This is a genomic window from Pleionea mediterranea (genome assembly GCF_003148745.1).
Taxonomy (GTDB): Bacteria; Pseudomonadota; Gammaproteobacteria; order Enterobacterales; family Kangiellaceae; genus Pleionea; species Pleionea mediterranea.
In genome coordinates, this window is record NZ_QGGU01000003.1 from 242774 (window position 1) to 264393 (window position 21620).

At 42.9% G+C, this 21620-nt stretch carries 18 protein-coding genes; 9 read left to right on the top strand and 9 right to left on the bottom strand.

What is annotated here, in order from left to right:
* Positions 1-275: 275 nt before the first annotated feature.
* The 7 genes from C8D97_RS05100 to fadI all read right to left on the bottom strand — a co-directional run bounded on the left by C8D97_RS05100 (position 276) and on the right by fadI (position 9504).
* Positions 276-896: a MiaE family protein gene (locus tag C8D97_RS05100; protein ID WP_109762592.1), complete on the bottom strand. Its 621-nt coding sequence runs from the start codon at positions 894-896 to the stop codon at positions 276-278.
* An 84-nt stretch (positions 897-980) separates the two neighbouring features.
* On the bottom strand, positions 981-2969 hold the full coding sequence (locus tag C8D97_RS05105) for a transglutaminase TgpA family protein (RefSeq protein ID WP_109762594.1): 1989 nt from the start codon (positions 2967-2969) through the stop codon (positions 981-983).
* A gap of 136 nt (positions 2970-3105) precedes the next feature.
* Positions 3106-4074: a DUF58 domain-containing protein gene (locus C8D97_RS05110; RefSeq protein ID WP_170115143.1), complete on the bottom strand. Its 969-nt coding sequence runs from the start codon at positions 4072-4074 to the stop codon at positions 3106-3108.
* A 29-nt stretch (positions 4075-4103) separates the two neighbouring features.
* Positions 4104-5021, bottom strand: coding sequence for an AAA family ATPase (locus C8D97_RS05115; RefSeq protein ID WP_109762599.1), 918 nt, complete (start codon positions 5019-5021; stop codon positions 4104-4106).
* Between the two features lie 167 nt (positions 5022-5188).
* Positions 5189-5470: a hypothetical protein gene (locus C8D97_RS18000; protein WP_146196079.1), complete on the bottom strand. Its 282-nt coding sequence runs from the start codon at positions 5468-5470 to the stop codon at positions 5189-5191.
* A 348-nt stretch (positions 5471-5818) separates the two neighbouring features.
* Complete coding sequence (fadJ, locus tag C8D97_RS05120) at positions 5819-7996, bottom strand: fatty acid oxidation complex subunit alpha FadJ (protein ID WP_109762601.1); 2178 nt, start codon at positions 7994-7996, stop codon at positions 5819-5821.
* Positions 7996-9504 (bottom strand): acetyl-CoA C-acyltransferase FadI, encoded by a 1509-nt coding sequence (gene fadI / locus C8D97_RS05125; RefSeq protein ID WP_109762603.1) that lies wholly within the window; start codon positions 9502-9504, stop codon positions 7996-7998. Before fadI ends, fadJ begins: the two co-directional genes overlap by 1 nt.
* A gap of 231 nt (positions 9505-9735) precedes the next feature.
* On the opposite strand from fadI, the gene C8D97_RS05130 reads away from it, so the two are divergent.
* The 7 genes from C8D97_RS05130 (at position 9736) to C8D97_RS05160 (ending at position 17638) form a co-directional block, all read left to right on the top strand.
* Positions 9736-10701: an AAA family ATPase gene (locus C8D97_RS05130; protein WP_109762773.1), complete on the top strand. Its 966-nt coding sequence runs from the start codon at positions 9736-9738 to the stop codon at positions 10699-10701.
* Positions 10702-10719: 18 nt separating this feature from the next.
* Positions 10720-11724, top strand: a complete 1005-nt coding sequence (locus tag C8D97_RS05135) for a DUF58 domain-containing protein (RefSeq protein ID WP_109762605.1) — start codon at positions 10720-10722, stop codon at positions 11722-11724.
* A complete protein-coding gene (locus C8D97_RS05140) occupies positions 11721-12239 on the top strand; it encodes a DUF4381 domain-containing protein (protein WP_109762607.1) in 519 nt (172 codons plus the stop codon). The genes C8D97_RS05135 and C8D97_RS05140 overlap by 4 nt, the downstream gene beginning before the upstream one ends.
* The gene (locus C8D97_RS05145) at positions 12232-13251 is read left to right on the top strand and encodes a vWA domain-containing protein (protein WP_109762609.1); all 1020 of its coding nucleotides are present in this window, start codon (positions 12232-12234) and stop codon (positions 13249-13251) included. The genes C8D97_RS05140 and C8D97_RS05145 overlap by 8 nt, the downstream gene beginning before the upstream one ends.
* Complete coding sequence (locus C8D97_RS05150; RefSeq protein WP_109762610.1) at positions 13248-14978, top strand: vWA domain-containing protein; 1731 nt, start codon at positions 13248-13250, stop codon at positions 14976-14978. Before C8D97_RS05145 ends, C8D97_RS05150 begins: the two co-directional genes overlap by 4 nt.
* Positions 14979-15019: 41 nt before the next feature.
* The gene (locus C8D97_RS05155; protein WP_170115144.1) at positions 15020-16654 is read left to right on the top strand and encodes a BatD family protein; all 1635 of its coding nucleotides are present in this window, start codon (positions 15020-15022) and stop codon (positions 16652-16654) included.
* 222 nt (positions 16655-16876) lie between these two features.
* On the top strand, positions 16877-17638 hold the full coding sequence (locus tag C8D97_RS05160; RefSeq protein ID WP_109762614.1) for an SDR family NAD(P)-dependent oxidoreductase: 762 nt from the start codon (positions 16877-16879) through the stop codon (positions 17636-17638).
* Positions 17639-17762: 124 nt separating this feature from the next.
* Here the strand turns inward: C8D97_RS05160 and C8D97_RS05165 are convergent, their stop codons facing one another.
* Positions 17763-17981 (bottom strand): hypothetical protein, encoded by a 219-nt coding sequence (locus tag C8D97_RS05165; RefSeq protein WP_109762616.1) that lies wholly within the window; start codon positions 17979-17981, stop codon positions 17763-17765.
* Positions 17982-18188: 207 nt separating this feature from the next.
* Here C8D97_RS05165 and C8D97_RS05170 point away from each other — a divergent pair, with 207 nt between their 5' ends.
* Positions 18189-18671 carry a methylglyoxal synthase gene (locus tag C8D97_RS05170; RefSeq protein ID WP_109762618.1) on the top strand — a complete coding sequence of 161 codons (483 nt, stop codon included), beginning with the start codon at positions 18189-18191 and terminating at the stop codon, positions 18669-18671.
* Here the strand turns inward: C8D97_RS05170 and C8D97_RS05175 are convergent.
* Positions 18657-18974, bottom strand: a complete 318-nt coding sequence (locus C8D97_RS05175) for a helix-turn-helix domain-containing protein (RefSeq protein WP_109762620.1) — start codon at positions 18972-18974, stop codon at positions 18657-18659. The two genes, C8D97_RS05170 and C8D97_RS05175, sit on opposite strands and share 15 nt — an antisense overlap.
* A 369-nt stretch (positions 18975-19343) precedes the next feature.
* On the opposite strand from C8D97_RS05175, the gene C8D97_RS05180 reads away from it, so the two are divergent.
* Positions 19344-21602 carry a carbohydrate binding family 9 domain-containing protein gene (locus tag C8D97_RS05180; protein ID WP_109762622.1) on the top strand — a complete coding sequence of 753 codons (2259 nt, stop codon included), beginning with the start codon at positions 19344-19346 and terminating at the stop codon, positions 21600-21602.
* Positions 21603-21620: the final 18 nt, after the last annotated feature.

The following is a 21620-nucleotide window of genomic DNA, read 5'->3' on the forward strand; positions in this document are numbered from 1 at the left end:
CAGGAGGTTATTTTATGTCACAACAAGGCAGAGGGAGTGATGAATAGTTATTCTATTTGAATGACCGATAACGCAGTTGTGACATAAAAGACCCCCTGCCTGAAGGGTTGAGGCCAAAATTAAGCCACTCTTTGTTGAGAATTCCTTATTTAGAATAACTAAACTTCAAAATTCACGCCGCGACTGGCTTAATTTTAGCACTCAACATCTCAAATAATGAAAGATAAGCACGCTCTAATAACAGAATTGTTTATCAGGGAATATTTATTTGAACGTTAAGCCGGTACACCACTGTGAAAACGAAACACCGTATCCGGAGATTGAATCAAGCTGGCTTCCAGTTCGCCAAAGAATTCAACACGCGGTTGTATGTCATGCTCCGAATACTCCTGTGCCAGCTCTAGATAATCCATAAAATGACGACTCTCTGACTTTAATAAAAATCGATAATATTTTGCCAATATAGAGTCCACTGGCTCAACTACAGGCGCTAAGGCCGCAAACCGTTCACAGGAACGCGCCTCAATGTAAGCGCCAATAATTAACACATCCGTTAGTGCAGAAGCCTCGCCTAACTTAACCGGCTCACGCATTTTTGCCGCATAACGCGACGCCGAAAGGTGTTTATACTCAATCTTTCTTTCTCGCATCAAATCAAACACCTGCTCAAAATGTCTGAGCTCTTCACGAGCGAGCCGTGACAGTTTATGCAATAAGTTTTCACGCTCCGGAAACTTGAACATCAGACTCAACGCAGTTGATGCCGCCTTCTTTTCGCAGCGAGCGTGATCAATCAACAAAATATCCATTTGTGTTAACGCATGCCCCAGCCAGGCATCAGGCGTCGGACATTTTAAAAATTGCTGCACAGGAGAAATATCGACAGATAAAGACATGAAAACTTCAACAACTAGAAAGTGATAACCGCATTATACCTAAACTCTGCTGTTTCATGCTACCGGGCAAACCCGTTTACCAAGCTATAACTGCAAATAACGAGCATTACGCTTGAGCCTTGCTAGGCACTGTTGGAATACCTCGTCCTTTTTGCTGAATGCAGATTTACGGTAACGCAGTGTTTGATAATCTCGTAGGATCGGTGATAGTTGATGTTGCCATTGAGGGTTTTGCTTAATCACCCGACTGAAGAACTGTTGAGCCCCTTCATCGACACGCTTCTTGACACCTTTTTTAGCCAGTCGCTTCAGCACACGCTGATAAGCTTTCGCCACATCATCCAGATGCGTGTGTTGTCGACTGATTCGACGCCAAAGAAAATAAATAACCGCAAACACTACCAGTAATACAATACCATTAACGTAATAAGCCGGTAACGATTGTAATTTTAACCATTTCAGCAAATCCCACTGATTATCCTGATTATAATCAAGCACCCATTCCTGCCAGAAGCTATTGGCATTATCGAACCACTGACTGGCGTAATCCAGCCAACCAGAACTTAATAGTTCAGCATCGGGAAGCTCATCAAATAAGAATCCTCGCTCCATCATTTCCGCCTGTAACGACACATCCACCCGTGAAGGTGCAACTGCCGATGTGGGATCCACCCTTACCCAGCCTTTATCCTGAACCCAATATTCTGCCCAGGCGTGAGCATCTTTTTGTTTAATCAGATAATAACCACCTACCTGATTATATTCGCCCCCCTGATAGCCAGTGACGACACGTGCTGGAATTCCTGCAGCCCGCAACATAAATACAAAACTGCTGGCATAATGTTCACAAAAACCGCTTTTATGATTGAACCAGAAATCATCCACCATTTCCCTTTCCATTATTGGAGGGGTTAAAGTATAAAAATAAGGCTGTTGATTAATGTGCTGTAATAGCTCGGCTACAAACGACTCGGCACTGCCAGCTTCGGTAAATTTTTCAATCGCCCATTGTTTTGACTGTTCATTAGAATCTTCCGGTAACTCAAGATTAATCTGACGTGCCACTGGTGTTAGCGTCTCGCTGATAATGGCCTCTGGCGCACTGCTAACCCTATAACGAATGCGTTTATTAATACGGTAAGGTGCGACCAGAGTTGCATCAGATTTTAATCGGCTTTGTTGTCGAAGTGATACCGGTACATCCAGACCAAATAGCCAACGCTGCCGAGTTGGCTCCAGAGTCACAAAATACTCAAATACTTCTCCCTGTGTTTGAATATTTTTTGTTATATCACTGCGTTGTTCGCTCTCACGCCAGGTGATGCCATCATAAGACTCAAGTACCAGACCGCGCCAATAAAGATCCGACGTTTTCGGTAACGCGTCTGTCGTAAACTTAACTCGAAATGCCGGCTCATCAATTAAGTTAAGCGTCGAGATATCACCAGGGCTCATAGTGTCACTGACGCCACTACCACTGGTTAGTTGACCCGGCATTTTCCAGAGTGGACCTGGCAAACGAGGAAAAAATAGAAACAGTAAAACCATTAGTGGTGCAGATAATAACAACAGTTTTAACGCTGGCTTCCAACTAAAACTGATTGAAGCATAGGCATTGCCGCGCATTAACACATAAATAATCACCGCGAAAGCCAGAAACATATACGGCAATACCCAGAAGGACTGGGTAAACAAAAACGTCATGGCAAAAATGAAAAAGCTCAGCGTTAAAATTAAGTTGAAGTCCCGATATTTCCACGACTCCAGTAACTTCAAGCTGTACATACAAACAATTAATGCAACACCGGCATCTTTACCACGAAACGTGCCGTAATACTGATAAACAAAAATTGCCACCAGGAGGCTGATGATCAAGAGCAACCAACGGTTTACTGCCATCGATTGATTAAGCCGCCCTCTAACAAGAACATAGATAGGCGCAAATAAAACAATCGCCGTTAAAATAATCGGCAACTGCAACATTAGAGGAAATAATATTAATAGCTGTACCAGCGCTAGGGATTGCTTTTTATTCGATGATAACTGCCGTTGATTTTCAGGAAGAACCAGCATGGTTATACTCCCTTAATAAATAAAAGTTAAATGCATAAGTAATAGCGATGCTTGTCAGCTGAAGACACTTTAACTTATTAATCAAATAAACCTTTAAATCCATCATTGAATCAGCCATCACTCTCAAATATCATCATCAACCTTCAAACTCTGCAAGAGCCAATAAACAGTTATGTAAATGAGACTCTCCTTTATCAGGTGCTAAATATTTATTCGGCAGCTTTATGCCAAATGCGTTTCCTTCTTCATGGGCGTTTAATAATAAATAACACAATTGCGACAGTCGGGTTTCAACATCGATGCCAACGAAAGCATCGTAATCAAACACATCCGGCTCTGTTAAGTAATCCACAAACTCTTTGGTTTGTAACCCTTTTCCCTGAGCAAAACTTTTCCAGTGAATACGTGACATTAAGTCGCCGCGCTTGTAACTGCGTAAACCATAAAACTCTTCTACTCCCGGCTTAAAACTGTCCGAGTATTGGCCATTTGAATCACCATTACCGAGCCACTCAGTATCAGGAGCGACAGGTTTAGGATAAACAACATATTGACTGTCAAAAAACAGCCACGACCATGCCTGCACAAACCCTAATGGAAATAATGTCTGGCAACGTACCGCTTTTAATGAATGCACACCGCGCTTTAACGCAGGAACCACCACATCCACCCGTTGCTCTGCCATTGGCGCCACATCAATGGTGTGCAATACCTCCTGCTCTGCGCCAATGCTTATGGATAAATGTTCTTTATCAGCCGTCACTGAAATAGGTACACGCACCGTTTGACCACAAAAAACCGGCTCGGCATTGTGCACAGAAAACTTCAATCCCACTAAGTTATTGAAGGTTAACAAAATGGCAACGATGCCAATGGCAATAACGGTAAAGGTAGCAATAAATACCAGATTATTTTGATAGTTGGTGGCGCCAATACCCATCAGAATGATGGTTAGTAGCAACATAAAGCCATAGCGGGTAGGAAACACATAGGTATTACGCTGCGAGAGTTGCAGTGACTTTGCCAGTGGCGCACGCGAGCGTTGCCACCGCTCAAGCTTTGCTCGAATACCGAGTCGTAGCGAACTTAACCACCTGGCAGGCATGTTTAGCGTAGCCTTCATCATTAAAAACGCTAAAGAGGAACAGCGGTATTTTGCAGTATGGCTTCTGCCACATCATCGCCATTTAACTGACTTTGGCCGCTGGCTTGCAGACGGTGCCCAACCACAGAAACAAACACATGCTGAACATCCTCTGGAATAACAAAGTCTCGCTGCTGTAACCAGGCGTAAGCTTTTGCCGCCTGAGTAATAGCAAGCCCTGCACGTGGTGATAAACCATGCACCAGATCCGGAGAGCGGCGAGTTTCAATCACCAGCTTGAGCAAGTAATCAACAATGCTTTCACTCACATTAATTTGCTCAACCTGGTATTGCATTTCAATAAGCTGCTCTGAAGTCAGTTGCGGTTTGGCCGAGTTAGCCATAGCCCGCTTTTCACCACTGAGTAACAATGACTTTTCAAACTCAGGATGTGGGTAACCCAACGATAGTCGGACTAAAAAACGATCCAGTTGAGATTCGGGAAGCGGGTAAGTGCCTATTTGATGGGCCGGATTTTGAGTGGCGATAACAAAAAAAGGACTGGGAAGTTTACGCGTTTCACCTTCTATGGTGACCTGATGTTCTTCCATGGCTTCGAGCAATGCACTTTGGGTTTTTGGTGTCGCGCGATTTATTTCATCCGCCAGAATAACCTGAGAAAAAATAGGGCCCGGATGAAAAGAAAACGCCTGTTGATTGCGATCAAAAATTGCTGTGCCCGTAATATCCGCTGGCAGTAAATCGGATGTAAATTGTATTCTCTGAAATTCAAGGCCAAATACCCGAGAAATGGCATGCGCTAAGGTAGTCTTCCCCATACCGGGTAAGTCTTCAATCAGTAGATGACCTTTCGCTAACAAGCATACAATAGCCATTTCTACCTGGGACTCTTTGCCCAAGACAATATTGTTTAATGTTTGTTTTATTGCATCTATTCTTTGCTGCATAAGCCCCGCTCAATCACGATTAATGACTGTCAGAAAATTAAAATCTGCGTAGATCATTTATGTTTGATAATAAGAGCTATTCAGTATAGACCTTAATGCAATGGATCTGTAGTGGGCTATCGAAAGACAATTGTGTTAATCAAAGGGTTAAATCTGCCGAGCAATGATTATAAACTGTTTGAAAAAGGTGCAGTATTAATCACAACCGATAACAAGCTGCCAAGTGCACCAAATAAAATCCAGTTAAACGAAGTGCCTGCTATTGTGATTAAATAATAGGACTTTCTGTGTTTGGCTAATTTTAAACCAAGCCACATTAAGCCAAAACTGCATCCAATATAAGCAGCTATACCGGTGCACCAGGCCAGTACACTTTGTGGCCACCCTATAGCGTAGGCCAGCACCAGAGAGATCTGCATGACAATAAGAGCCCAATAATTCCGTCTCATAATTATTTCTATTGCCTCTATTCCTGAAAATAAACTGCTTCCGTAAACCATTCAACGCATCAGCCTGCAACTGGATGACACTCAAAACCGATATTCGTCCATTAAATATTGGTTAAGTAAATGATTGCTTTCAAACTATACAACTTGGGATTGTAGCAAAAAGGGTTAGTATTAGTAACAACCTGTTAGAAAATCTCTAAACTAAATATAATAAGTAATATATCAGTAGCGAAGAATATTTAAAGCATTAAAAAAACGCCAGCTCATAACTGAACTGGCGCCTGCTTCATAACAACCGAAAAAACACTCTATGTTCAATATTTAAAGCCAATCCTTTTTACCTATATATCACTCATAAAAAGATTTTTCTTGCTCACTCATTCTGGTCAAGATTTCTGCGGGTTTAAACCGTTCACCTTCCTGCTTTTCGTAAAAAGACAAACGTTCAACAATGGTTTGAATGCCGCGTGCGTCCATATAACGAAATGGCCCTCCTTCAAAAGGTGGAAAACCGATACCGAATATGGCACCAATGTCACCATCCCGGGCACTACGAATAATGCCTTCATCCAGACAGCGTGCGGCTTCGTTCACCATCATCAATAAACACCGCTCAACAATTTCATCCGCCTTGACAGAATGATCCCGGGTAATCCCCAGCAGTTGATAAATTGACTCATCAACCTCTCGTTTGCCTTTACTGTCATCGTCGTAACGGTAAAAACCTTTACCGTTTTTACGGCCTTTGCGATCATCCTCTTTCAATTTATCGAACATCGCAGGTGGCTCCATGCGCTCTCCAAACGCATCCTGTAAAATAGGAGCTACTTTGGTCGCAACATCAATTCCTACTTCATCCAGCAGCGTCATGGCGCCTACAGGGAAACCAGCTTGAACCAGAGCCTTATCGATGGTATCGATGGGAACACCTTTGGCAACCATACGACCCGCTTCGTTCATATAAGGCGCTAAAATACGATTCACATAAAACCCTGCGCCATCGTTCACTACAATAACCGTTTTGCCCTGCTCCTTACCAAAAGCAACACATTGGGCGATTACTTCGTCTGAAGTTTTCTCCGTCTTAATAATTTCCAGCAATGGCATTTTTTCCACTGGTGAAAAATAGTGCAAACCGATCACTTGCTCCGGTCGTTTACTGGCTTTGGCTATATCAGCAATAGGAATGGACGATGTATTGGTGGCAAATACTGTGTCTGAATCGCAATGTTGCTCTACATCCTTAATCATCTGGTGTTTTAACGACAGATCTTCGAATACTGCTTCGATCACCAGATCAACCTGCTTAAATCCTTTGTAATCGGTTCCGCCTGTGAGTCGAGATTGCACTTTCATAGCTTCAATTTTTGAGTACTGCTTGCGCTTCATTTTTTTCTTGATAAGCGACCAGCTGTATTTCAGAGCATTATTCACACCATCGGTGGATACATCTTTCAGACGAACCTGTTTACCGGCTTTATCAATCGACACATAGGCAATTCCGGCGCCCATTAAGCCACCGCCTAAAACACCAACGCGTTTCACCGGTTTTGGCTCAACGTCTGACTCAACCCCTTTATCTTTTTTAAGCTCGGTAGTGGCAAAGAAGATGTTCATTAATTGACGGGCAACCGGTGTTACCACCAGTTCACCAAAATAACGCGCTTCTATCTCAAGGCCTTTTTCAAAACCATGCTCCATACCCATTTCAATACATTCAATGATTTTAAAAGGAGCCGGATAATTGCCTTTGGTTTTTCCTTTAACGGTTTTACGTGCCTTATCAAAAATAATTTTGCGTCCGAAGCTGTTGCTTTCCAGAGCCAGCTTTTGTGCTCCGGAGGCACTCATGGCTCCTTTCCAGCTTACGGAAGGCTCGTCACTCGATTTACGCCAATGGCCAGCTTTAGCCATATTCAATACGCGTTTTTCCGCCGCTAACTGTAAGTTCGCCACGGGAACCACTTCATCCACCAGTCCGGCTTTTTGAGCCCGTTTAGCATTCAACTGTTTACCGGTTAGCATTAAATCTAACGCGGTGGCAATTCCGGTTAACCGCGGCATACGCTGAGTACCGCCACTGCCGGGTAACACACCTAACTGAACTTCTGGTAATCCTAATTTAGTTTTAGAACTGTCGGTGCAAACCCGTTGATGACAAGCCATTGCCAGCTCAAGACCGCCACCGAGGCAACTTCCATTGATGGCCGCAACACTTGGGATATTCAACTTTTCTAGCCGGTTAAAAATGGCTTGCCCCTGCTTAGCCAAATCTTCTGCATCACTTGCTTCATTAATATCACTTAGCATGGAGATATCTGCGCCGGCAACGAAACTACTGGCTTTGCCACTGATTAACACCAGGCCTTTAACGTCAAGTTGTTCCAGGCTGTTTAGCAAATCATTGATTTCTGCAACAAACTCTTTTTTCAAAGTGTTTTGTGACTCACCCGGAACATCAATAGTAATAACACCGACACCATTGTCTTTCAGCTCAAATTGAAACGCACTTTTTGAGTGACTCATTACTCAACCTCCAAAATCATTGATGCGCCAAGTCCACCAGCAGCGCAGGCCGTTGTCAGGGCAGTACCTCCGCCCCGGCGTTTTAATTCATGTAACATTTGCGAAATTAACCGCGCTCCGGTTGCCGCAAATGGATGACCGTAAGCAAGACTGCCACCAAGCACATTAAACTTATCCATATCGATTTCGCCAATGGCTGAACTGCGGTTTAGTTTTTCTTTTGCAAATGATTTTGAAGCAAAAGCCTTCACATTACACAGGGTTTGCGCCGCAAACGCTTCGTGCATTTCCACCAGATCAAGATCCTTTAATGTCATTCCGGCCCGATCAAGTGCAATGGGTGTGGCATATGAGGGCCCCATCAACATATCGCGGGTAGCATCGGAAGCTGAAAACGCATAACTTTTTACAAAGCCAAGAATCTCATAGCCCAGCTCTTTTGCTCGCGATTCACTCATCATCAGTAGTGCAGCCGCCCCATCGGTTAATGGTGTGCTGTTTGCCGCGGTTAATGTGCCATGTTTGCGATCAAAACAAGGTCTTAGTTTGGCATAACTTTCCAGTTGTGAGTCAAAACGAACGTTATTATCCACTCTGAATGATTCTTTGTAAGGCGGAACAAACGCCGTCATAACCTCATTGTCTAACTTGCCCTCTTCCCAGGCTTTAGCGGCGAGTGAGTGTGAGCGATGTGCCAGCTCATCCTGTTCCTGTCGGCTAATACCATGATCACGCGCCATCTGTTCGGCGTTCTGCCCCATGGTCAGGCCTGTAGAGTATTCTTTAACGGCAGGCGGCACCGGAACCAGATCACCGGGACGAATTTTGGCGATCAACTTTAGTCGTTGGCTCAAACTTTTAGCTTTGCTCAAATCCATCAATATTTGTGACAGTTTTTGCGATACGCCAATTGGCACAACCGACGATGAATCGGCACCACCGGCAATGCCGACGGTTACGGTACCGGCAAGAATCGACTCCGCCACACTCGCCGCAGACTGAAAACTGGTTGCGCATGCGCGCGATACCGAATAGGCATCCGTAGAGACGTTCATTTCGGTGCCCAAGACAATTTCACGGGCGATATTTGGCGCATCTGGCATTGCCAGCACCTGGCCAAAAACCACCTGCTCCACAAGCTCGGAAGGAATTTCTGTTTGCGCCATCAACTCATTCACAACCAATTTGCCCAAATCAACCGCATTCATACCCCGGTAATTGGTCAACTGGCGCGCAAATGGCGTTCTTAAACCCGCAACAATAGCGACTCTGTCTTTACCCTGAGTCACTTTACGCGCTTTTTTGGTGGCTTTTGCTTTCGCGTTGGCTTTTGGACGAGCCTTGGTTTCAGACGTTTTGCCCTTGGAAGTACTGGCTTTTGGCTTATCTTTGTTAGCCTCAGGTTTATCACTGGCCGTGCTTTCTGGGGCTTGTTCGCCGGATTGGTCAGACTTTTCTTTAGAAGCCGATTCCTGAGCTGAGCTCACATTATTTTGTTCAGATGACATAACTAAAGTCCAAGTATTAATTTTTAGTAGATAGAGTTTAGACAATACTTTAAATCATCACCATTTTCAAACAAGTGTTTTAAATAGCTGTTTTGATTAGCCCGATTGCTGCACCAATGTTGTAAATTGTTGCAAATTAGACACTAACCTTTTGAAAAAAACTGGAATTTTATGGTTCAATCCGATACAAATGACAACCCTCCTAATACGGTACAAATAAACGGTCGAGCTATGGATGTTAAAGACGCGATTCAACAATTAAAGTCATTTTTGCAACAACGCATCATTGGACAAGAAGATCTCATTGAAAAAATTCTCGTTGCTCTATTGGCTGACGGTCACCTGTTAGTAGAAGGCGCACCGGGTCTAGCAAAAACACGGGCGATCAAAGAATTGGCCCGAGGCGTCGAAGGTGACTTTCACCGAATACAGTTTACGCCCGATCTTCTGCCCGCTGATTTAACTGGAACCGATATTTTTAGACCACAAAACGGTACCTTTGAGTTTCAAAAAGGGCCTATTTTTCATAATCTTATTCTGGCGGATGAAATTAACCGTGCACCGGCTAAAGTTCAGTCCGCTCTGCTAGAAGCCATGGCAGAAAGACAAATCACCGTTGGCGCGAAAAGTTATCCGTTACCAGCGCTGTTTATGGTTATGGCCACACAAAACCCGATTGAGCAAGAAGGCACCTACCCTTTGCCTGAAGCACAACTGGATCGATTCTTAATGCATGTGGTTGTGGGTTACCCCAAAGCAGACGCCGAGGCAAAAATACTGCGCCTTTCGCGTGCCGAATCACACCACAGTGCACACCTTGAAGAACCGTCGGCCGAATTGACCGAAGCGGCATTGTTTGAAGCTCGGGATCAGGTTCTTGATATCTACATGGCGGATGAAGTCGAGCAATATATTGTTCAACTGGTTATGGCGACACGCCGCCCGGCGGATTTTGATGAACAACTTGCCCGATGGATAGACTTTGGCGCCAGCCCAAGAGCCACCATTGCGCTGGATCGCTGTGCCAGAGCCATTACCTGGCTACAGAATAATGAATTTGTAACCCCGGACAGTGTTCAAAGCATTGCTCACGAAGTGCTTCGTCACCGGGTGCTGTTGAGTTATGAAGCCGAAGCCGAAGGCATAACGCCGGATAATGTGATCGATCGTTTATTAAAAGTTGTTCCTGTTGCTTAATCTATTGAGCCCACGCTTATGAGTAATTGGCGTCACAATAACCCTGGCCGAGCCCACTCAATACCGACCCACGAAGTTGGCATTGAGTTGTCGCTCAGTGAAATGCTGGAATGTAAAAAACAGGCTGATGCGATGGAGCTTCCCACGCAGCAGCACGTAAAAACGCATTTACTCGGCGGGTTTATTTCTCACTTCAAAGGCCGCGGTATGGACTTTGACGAAGCCCGGCCTTACCAGATGGGTGATGACATTCGCTCTATAGACTGGCGTGTTACGGCTCGCACTGGCGAAGCGCATACCAAAATTTATCGGGAAGAACGTGAACGCCCCATATTTGTCATTCTGGATCAATCCGCCGGCATGATGTTTGGTTCCCGACGACAATTTAAAAGTGTGCAAGCGGCAAAAATTGCAGCGACTATAATGTGGAAAACATTAAGTGACGGAAATCGCTTTGGTGCACTATTGTTTGATGAATTCAATCATTTTGAGCATAAACCAGCGACCACACGAAAAAACTGTTTACGAGTGCTGAACCAAATTGTTGATAACCACAACACCCAGATCAATCGTCTTTATCGCTCGAATACTTACACGATTCCTGAAAACTTTGCTCTGGAAAAAACCTTATCCCGCACACGCCATCTGGCACGCCCGGGCAGCCTGATATTTATCGTCAGTGATTTTCAGCAATACAATGATAACTGTGAAAACCACCTGATGCGTTTAAGTCAGCACAATGAAGTTAATTTAATTCAACTTTACGATCCTCTGGAACAAGAACTGCCTCCTTCGGGTCAATACACCATCACCAATGGTCTTGAGCGTGCCAGCATAAATACACAATCCAGGGCATTACGGCAAAGTTATCAACATCATTTTGATCAACGAAATCAACAATTAAAAGAGTTATGTTTAAAGCACCGCATGCGATGGAACTTGCTCAGCGCAGATGATGATTTGACTCAACGACTAACCGCAGCCACAGCAAACAAACGAGCGGCAATGGGAGGTGCAACATGAACGGTCAGGCTGCCCCCCAACAAGATCCATTATCACAACTTCGCGACATTCATACGCCCGATCCCATATCATGGTGGCCACTGGCACCGGGCTGGTGGATTTTAGCGGGATTGGTCATCATTGGGCTTGTGTTTTTGATCCGCTGGTTAATTAAACGAAAAAATCATCAAACCGCTGTTACACTGGCAAAATCAGAACTGCTGCCACTTAAAGAAAAACCGGCCAATAAACAAAATCTGGTGGATGCTCTGCATATTTATCGACGTGCCGCTTTAACACAGTTTGAGCAATCGCTGGTGGCTACTGTATCACTACGGGAACTGTCCGAGTCACTAGCCGCTCAACACAATAAAACTCTCGCGCCTTCAACGATTGATTTACTTCATCACGCCCAATACGCGCCAAATATCAGCATCAATGAAAAACATTGGCGCCTGTTGATAGATGATATTCATCAGCTAATTTCACTGTTACCCAACAGTCAGTTGTCGCAACGGGAGCTAACTAATGTTTGAGTTCGCATGGCCCTACTTGCTGCTACTACTGCCTCTACCAATTCTGTTTTACTGGCTACAACCCAAAGCGGATGATCGTCAATCCACCGCACTTAGAACCAGTCTGTTTAATCGTTGGCAATCAATTGCGAATAAAACCACCGCTTCGACCAGCAAACAGTTGTGGCATTTGCTGGTCAGCGCCTTGATTTGGACAGCTCTAATTATTTCCGTCGCTCGGCCACAGTGGGTTGGCGAACCTGTCGACTTGCCTGCATCAGGCCGAGACCTGATGGTCAGCATGGACATTTCTGGCAGTATGGAAGCCCGGGATCTTAAACTCGATGGTCAACAAGCCACTCGTCTGGTAGTAGTGAAAAATATATTATCGGATTTTATAGAACAACGAGAAGGCGATCGCCTCGGATTGATTTTGTTTGGCGAGAACGCCTATTTACAAACACCGCTCACCTTCGATCTAAAAACCATCAGTCATATGTTAATGGAAACCGAAATTGGACTGGCTGGCGCATCAAAAACAGCCATCGGGGATGGCATTGGCCTGGCGGTAAAACGATTAAAAGAAAGACCGGCGCAAAACCGGGTACTTATTTTATTAACCGATGGCCAAAATAATGCAGGAGCACTGGAGCCCATTGAAGCGGCCAAGCTGGCAAAGCATGCCGGAATTAAAATTTATACCATTGGTGTCGGTGCCGATGAAATGATTCTTAATGACGCTCTGTTCGGTCCGCGTAAAGTTAATCCATCAGAAGAGCTGGATGAAGAAACTCTCACCCACATTGCCAAACTAACAGGCGGTCGATATTTTAGAGCAAGAGATGAGCAAGAGTTAAAACAAATCTACACCGAACTCAATAAACTGGAACCAGTAGAAGAAGATGGCAATATTTATCGTCCAATTAAAGAGCTGTATTATATTCCTCTGGCAATGGCACTGTTGATTTACTTTCTGTTTTACATAACAGCTTTAATCATTCAGCGTCTGCCTTTGCGAGGTGGTGTGCAATGAGTGATTTAACCTTAAACGATTTACTCTCCAACTTTATGTTTATTCGGCCCGAAGCTTTATGGTTGCTGATACTTGTCATTCCCGTTGCTGTTTTAAGCTGGAAAACATTGAAAAACCAGGGACAGTGGCAAAAGTCGATTGATCCACATCTGCTTAAATTTTTATTATTGCAAGGAGAATCCAGTCGCAGTTGGTGGCCGTTAATTATATTATTGCTGACATTAATCACGGCAATATTAGCCTTTGCTGGCCCCAGCTTCGAAAAAAAATCCGTACCGGTTTATCGCACAGGTGATGCAAGAGTTATTATTCTCGACTTATCCTTATCCATGGATGCGGTAGACATTAAACCGAGCCGACTTACTCGTGCAAAACATAAGCTGACCGATATACTAACAGCAAGTAAAGAAGGTGAAACCGCATTAATTGTTTATGCAGGCGATGCGTTTATTATTAGCCCGCTCACCAGCGACGCCAACACCATAAAAACCATGGTTCCGGTTTTAAATACCGGGATCATGCCGGTATTGGGCAGCGAACCTTATAAGGCTTTTGAAAAAGCCAAGCAATTACTGATTAATTCTGGCAAACAAACCGGTCAAATAATCTGGCTCACCGACGGTATGAGTGATGTTGATGCGGAACTTATTTCCGACACGCTTAATGATACTCAGTACACTCTTTCTATATTAACAATAGCAACGGATCAGGGCGCACCTATCCCACTGGGTAACGATAAAGGATTTTTAAAAGATTCTGCAGGCGATATTGTTATGCCCACATTGCGCATGAAACCTTTTCAGGATCTAGCTCAATCTCAACCAACGGTCATTACTGGCATAACCGCAGATAATCGTGATGTTGAAAAGTTAATGACTGAAAGCCATCAACAACTGGATAAAAGTCAGGAGTCAAGCAGCGAGAAGGTCAGTGACCAACTTGATCAAGGATACTGGCTGTTATTTCCCCTGTTACCGCTATTGCTGCTAATGTTTAGAAAAAATGGTCGATTACCCGGAATCAGCTTAATGGTTTGCATTATAGTTATGCACCCAAACAGCCATGCTGGTATATGGGATGATCTCTGGTTAACCAAAAACCAACAGGCTGCAAAAGCTTACCAACAAAACAACAACGAGAAAGCGGCTGAACTGTTTGAAAATCAACAATGGAAAGCTGCTTCTCATTACAAATCTGGAAATTATGACAAGGCTGAAGAGTTGTATGCCAATAATCAATCGGCGACCGATCTCTATAATCGAGGTAATGCGCTGGCGCATCAAAAAAAATTCGATGAAGCTATCGGAGCTTATCAATCAGCTTTAGAACAACAACCCGACTTTGAAGATGCCAAGTTCAATAAAGAGCTGCTAGAAAAACTTAAACAGCAACAAGAACAGCAGCAAAACAATGACAATCAGAACGAGCAAGATAATCAGCAGCAACAAGAGCAGCAAAATAACGAACAACAACAGAAAAACGACCAGCAATCTGAGCAAGAACAGCAACAACAGCAATCACAAGAATCCGAACAAGAAGGCGAGCAACAAAAAAAGCAACAGGAAGTTGATCTGGAAGATAAACGTGATGAACAAGAAAAAGATCAGGCTCTGGAACAATGGCTTAGAAAAATTCCGGATGACCCTGGCGGCTTGTTAAGACGAAAAATGTATCGTGAATATAAAAAACGTGGACGAGAAAACCGATTTGTTAAAAAGGTCTGGTAATGAAATATTTTTCCAATAAGCATCTACTTTTAGTGTTAATTATGTCCGCTAGTAGTCAATTACTTGCGGGCATTAAAGCCTATACGGATCGTCAGCAAGTTCACAGTAATGAAACCTTTACACTTGTGGTTGAACTCGATGAGTACACCAGCGACTCGCCAGACTTATCAGTACTGCCAAAAGAACTGTCTATTTTAAGCAGCTCCAAATACCACCGCTCGTCAACGGTAAATGGTGTATCGGAAACACAGCTCGGCTGGAAAATACAATTAATGGCCACCGAACCTGGGGTTTATACCATTCCAGCCATAGAGGTCGAAAATCAAAAATCTCAACCTATCCAGGTTACCGTTAAACAGGCTAACGACAGTTTTGACTCGGAAGAAAAACTGGATGCCATTATGCTCAAAGCGGAATTGTCGAAAGATAGTGTTTATGTGCAGGAGCAAATGGTGCTGACGATAAAGTTATTTCGAGGCATACAAACGCAATACGCCAGCCTGACTGAACCCAGTATTGAAAATGCCATCATTGAAAAACTTGGTGAAGATACACAATATGAGTCGATGATTGATGGTCAACGCTATCTCATACTTGAACGAAAATACGCAATATTTCCACAACAAAGCGGTAGTTTGTCGATTCCCCCAGTAACCTTTAGTGCAGATGTTATTCAAAAAGGCAGCTCAGGCTTTGGCCGTATGTTAGGTCGTACCAAACCAGTGACTATTTCGACTCAACAACAAAGCATTGACGTTAAACCTTATCCGGAAAATCACAGTGGTCAATGGTTACCGTCAGAAAAACTCAGTATTAAAAGCCGTTGGTCGGATCCTCATGGCAAAGTAGAAGGCGAACCATCCACCTGGACCATCACTTTGACGGGAGTAGGACTGCATGAAAATCAGTTACCAGAAATCAAATTGCCAAAAACAGATGGCGTCAAGTGGTATCCTGATACTGCAGAAAAAACGCGAAGTATCTCTAATAAAGGGATCACTGGAAAACGTGTAGAACGCATCGCGGTTGTCCCTACCCGTTCTGGGAAAATAGAATTACCCGAGCTCTCTTTTAAATGGTTTAATACTCAAACAGGACAGTACGAAATAGCCACTCTTCCTGCTGAAACCATTGATGTACAACCCAATAGCGAACAATCAGGTACATCAACAACCATAACAACAACACCTGTTAAACAAACACAGTCTACTTCGTCTCAACAAAATAGTCCGCCAGCGCCAGCCGGTTTATGGCAATGGAGTACTTACGGCTTTGCGTTGCTCTGGCTTCTAACGTTAATTTATTTTTTACTCAGTCGCAAAATGACGCCTTCAGAATTAAAGTTGGAAACAGCACCTGTCACTACGGATGCCAAAGCGGCTTTGCTTGATGCCATCAATAGCAAAGATAATATGGCGATTTATAAATCGTTGTCATACTGGTTAAACGATATTAATACTCAACAGTCATTCAAGTCACACCTATCTGCATTAAACAATGACACGATAAGAAACAGCCTTATTGAACTTGAGCAAAGCTTATACAGTCCTGAGAAATCTGACTGGAAAGACGCAGGAAAATTAAAACAATGGCTTAAAATAATTGAAAATGATTTAGCACTGAATAAAGCAGCCAATAAAGAGACCAAACTGCCACCACTTTATCCAACAGAATAGTATGTACCCGAATTCATTGCATCAGAGCTTATTCTATCAATACTCTTTGCGTAAAAACTCTTTCCATAAAAATCATACCCGTCAGACTAAAATCTGACGGGCTCTGTTCTTAATCGCATAAAATACCGATCACTAAAAAGAACATGGTATAGCTTCGAACCGTCGTTATAAACATGTAAAATAGAGCACAAATTCACAATACCTCCCACAAAGGAGTCAACAATGAACTTTTCAACAGCCAAAGCAATCGTCAGTGGTGGCGCATCCGGACTTGGAGCAGGCATCGCCAAAGCGATTATCGATGCCGGAGGCCAGGTTGCCTTACTCGATATAAATGCTGAACAGGGCGAATCTTACGCTAAAGAGTTGGGTGATCGCGCATTATTCATCAAAACCGATATCAGTAATGAGTCGAATGTCGTTTCAGCGGTAGATACCGCAGCCAAGCAATTTGGTGGCATAAACCTGGCCGTTGGTTGTGCAGGTGTTCTGGGTAACGGAAAACTTATCAGTAAAAAAGGGCCTATGCCGGCTGAGTTTTTCCAAAAAGTTGTCGATATCAATTTGGTAGGTTCCTTTTTATTAACCCGTGAAGCAGCCAAACATATGCAAAACAATCAAGCCAACGATGGTGGTGAACGCGGTGTAATTATCCATACGGCATCTATTGCTGCTTATGAAGGTCAATTTGGACAAGTGGCTTATTCTGCAACTAAATCGGCTCTTGTGGGTATGATCTTACCAACGGCTCGGGAATTTGCCCGCGATGGTATTCGTGCAATGGCGATAGCGCCCGGTATCTTCGAAACACCTATGATGGATGGTGTCAGCGATGAAATCAGACAGTCACTCTATGACAGTGTGCCCTTCCCTTCTCGCTTTGGTAAACCAGAAGAGTTTGCTTCAACCGTACAACATATATTTGAAAACCCCATGCTCAATGGTAGTGTTATCCGCTTAGATGGCGCCTGCCGTTTGCAGTAATAGCATAACTCTACAATTAAAATATGCTTTCATGATTCAATTATGAAAGCATATTTTCTTTAATCATAAATATTTACCCTTTATCATTTCTACCTCCTGTAGTTTTTAGCAATGATCTTTAATTTTAGATAGTGACCTTTTTGCTTAGATTTAACTTATTATCCGAAACCATGGGATCATTGTTTGAATCTGCTATTAAATGAAACCAATGTTCAGTGTCAATCGCCACTGGAATAACTTGCTGGTCAATTAAATTTGTTTCCTGCGCGATAGCAGAGAAGTAATTATCAAATTGCTCCGGGTCTTCACTTAACTGCTCTGAAGTTACAATATATGATTGCATAATCGTCTCCTGTAATCTTGAAATATAAAACCAATTAATCATTGGCTTACTCTATTCAACACCACAAACAGGGCAATATAACCGTTACTTTTTGACCAATCATGGCAAAAGATGACAATATTATGGCATCGCAGCTTTTAACCATACATTCTAAAATAACTTGATATCGGTCGTTTTTAATCGATAATTACTTGCGGGATTATTGCTATGACTCAGAGCCATACTTACACACCAAAAAATATTGCACTGGTTGCCCACGATCATAAAAAACAAGATTTGATCAACTGGGTAAAAATACACAGGAAACTACTGGGTCGACACCAGATTATTTGCACTGGCACAACAGGTAGTTTAGTGGAGCAGGTATTGCACTCAAAACAACAAGAAAATTCTTCGAAAAATCTTGTAAAACTTAAATCAGGACCGCTGGGCGGCGATCAGCAACTGGGTGCTTATATCTGCGAAAATAAAGTCGATCTGTTGATCTTCTTCTGGGATCCCATGGAGCCGCACCCCCACGATGTAGATGTTAAAGCCCTGCTAAGAATTGCAGTACTTTACAATATTCCCTTCGCCTGTAATGAATCTTCCGCAGACTTCTTAATATCCTCGCCACTGGTTGAAAGTGACTACGCTATTAAGCAAATGGATTTTACAAATTACTTAAGTCGTCAATTAACCAGCGAGTGACTGAATATATTGCGTCGAATAGTCCTCGCCAGCCATAGCGTTGACTTCATTGTCTTGCAATAAATAACATGCATCGAAACCGTTTCGATTTGATGATTGATTGTTATTAGAGGGCTGATTTAAATTGGAAGGTGAGTTTTTATAGGACGATTGATTAATATTTGAAGTCAGCCAGCGATAAACCTGGCGCTTTGAAACCCCAAGCTGGTTTGCCACATCGGCGATCAAAAATCCATTTTTATTGATCAGGTTGATGGATTGACTCTTTTTAACAGAATTTGAGCTTAAATTTAACGACGGCATAAAACACCTCACACGATATTAATGTTAAGAATTTAAAGCACTTTAAATTTCACTAAAACTTCACTTAATTATTTATAAGAAAGTTTTATGCCAATAACTAACACAACCTACTGTTCTGCGTTTTCTTGACTGTTTGCACTTAATTAGAGAATTATTAACGCACTTTATTGGCTTGTTTGCACAATATATTTGCACTAAAAACGTACATGTTTTATCACTAAACTCGATTATACCTATCCTATATGACGCTAAAATGATGCTTTAACTGTAACAGTTAACATTTCATTACATTTACGCTCGATTCACTTCAAACTTTCTCAGTCTATTGATCGTCTGTATAATCATTAAAAATCAATAATAGGATGCCAAATGCAAAAACTTCTCCTTAGTCTGGTTATATCGATACTGACTTTATTTAACTTTACCTCACTGACTCACGCTAAAGATGTGACTTATGACATTCCTCGAGTTCAGCAGGGTATATTGGTTGATGGCGACATTACTGACCTCGAATGGGGTAAAGCCACCAAAGTCAGCTTAAATTATGAAATTAACCCGGGTGAAAATATTCAGGCGCCCGTCAAAACCACTGCCTATATGATGGAAGACGGCCAGTTTCTATACATCGCATTTAAAGCATCTGATCCCAATCCTGAAAATATTAAAGCCTATTACCGCGATCGCGACAGTATTTTTCAAGATGATTTCGTCGGTATTATTATCGATACTTTTAATGCTGAACGCCGTGGTTTTGAGTTTTTTGTCAATCCTCTGGGCGCTCAAGGCGATTTAACACGTGATGACACCCAAAATAACGAAGACTCTTCATGGAATACATTATGGAGCAGTGCCGGAAAATTAACCGATGAAGGCTATCAGGTTGAAATGGCTATTCCTTTTCGTAGCATTCGTTTTCCCTCTGGCATGGCCAAACAGGAGTGGAGCATTCAGTTTTTACGCATTTACCCAAGAGACGCTCGACGAGTGTTTGCTGATGCACCAGAAGATCGGAATATTAACTGCAGCATTTGCCAGTACAATAAAGTTCAAGGCTTTGAAAACCTTGAGGCCGGTAATCAATTTGAATTAACTCCTACACTTACTTTGTCGCAAGGGGAAACTCGAGATCCATTGAATGGCTCTGACTGGACAAAAAATAATAATGAAGATGTAGGGCTGGATTTACGTTGGGCCATCACCGAAGACTGGATAACTAATGCCACCATTAACCCTGATTTCTCTCAGGTTGAAGCCGATGCAGCACAACTGGATGTTAATACTACCGATGCGCTATTTTTGAATGAAGCACGGCCATTTTTTCTCGAAGGTCGTGATTACTTTTCATCCTATAACAATTTACTTTATACCCGAAACATTGCAAACCCCGACTACGGTTTAAAGCTCACAGGAAAAACTAACGGTACGACTCACGCATTTTTAGCAGCCAGAGATGAGCGTACCAGCTTTATCATTCCGGGAGCTTTAGGATCAAATAGAGCAACTTTTTCTGATTTGGAATCAGATGTTTTTGTTGCTCGCATGCAAAATGAATTTGGTGAACAAAACAATGTCGGTATTATGCTGACTCATCGAAAAGCCGAAGACTATAAAAACCAGGTTGCTGCTCTAGACGGACGTTACCACTTAACCAAAGCTGATTACTTTCGTGTGCAATATATGTCATCGGATACCAATAACAGCCAGTCAGTAGTGGATGACTTTAGCGTTGCAGCCAATCAGAGCGATGACGCTTACAGCATTAGCTATCGGCATAATAAGCGGGATTATCTGATACGCGCTGACTACAATAATTTTGGTCAGGACTTTCGTGCAGACATGGGTTTTATCAGTCGTGTTGATTACGAGAAAACCATCATAGGCGGTGAGTACCGCTGGTTTGGTGAAAAAGGAAATCGTTGGACACGCTGGAGTATTTTTGGCGACTGGGATAAAACCAACCGACTTAGCGATGGGCAGATGCTTGAAGAAGAAGTTGAAATACATATGGGTATTTCTGGTCCTCTGCAGTTCTTTACCAATTTTGGAGTCGGTTCTCGTGAGCGTTATCATGAAAGCGGTAGCACCAGTAATGGTGACTTTCGCAGCGGCATGTTTGATGAAAAATTCTTTATGATGTGGGCCGAATTTCGACCAACCCGAGATTTATGGTTTGGAAATTTTTTCCGCCAAGGTGATCAACTTGATTTCAGTAACTTTGAAGTAGGTACCATCACTTTATTTGAACCAAGCATTAACTGGCAAATTGGTCAGCACTTATCATTACGATACGATGGTGTTCTCTATGACTTGGATGTACCAGCCTCTCAATCAAGCGGATTTTCCGGGGAACATTACAAAGTAAATATCGCCAACTTTCGAACAGCTTACCAGTTCGACTTACGCTCTCGCTTACGACTGACCACACAATACAGTGATGTTACTTTGGAACAAGACGATTACACCCGCAAGGATCTAAGCTGGCAACTGCTTTATTCCTATAAGGTTAATCCTCAAAGTCTTATCTTTGTCGGATATTCCAGCCAGGGCTTTGAAGAAGATCCTCTGGATGAGATCACCGAAAGTGATAAAACTTTATTTGCTAAATTCAGTTATGTCTGGCAGAGCTAAATTTAAAAGAGGCTGTTT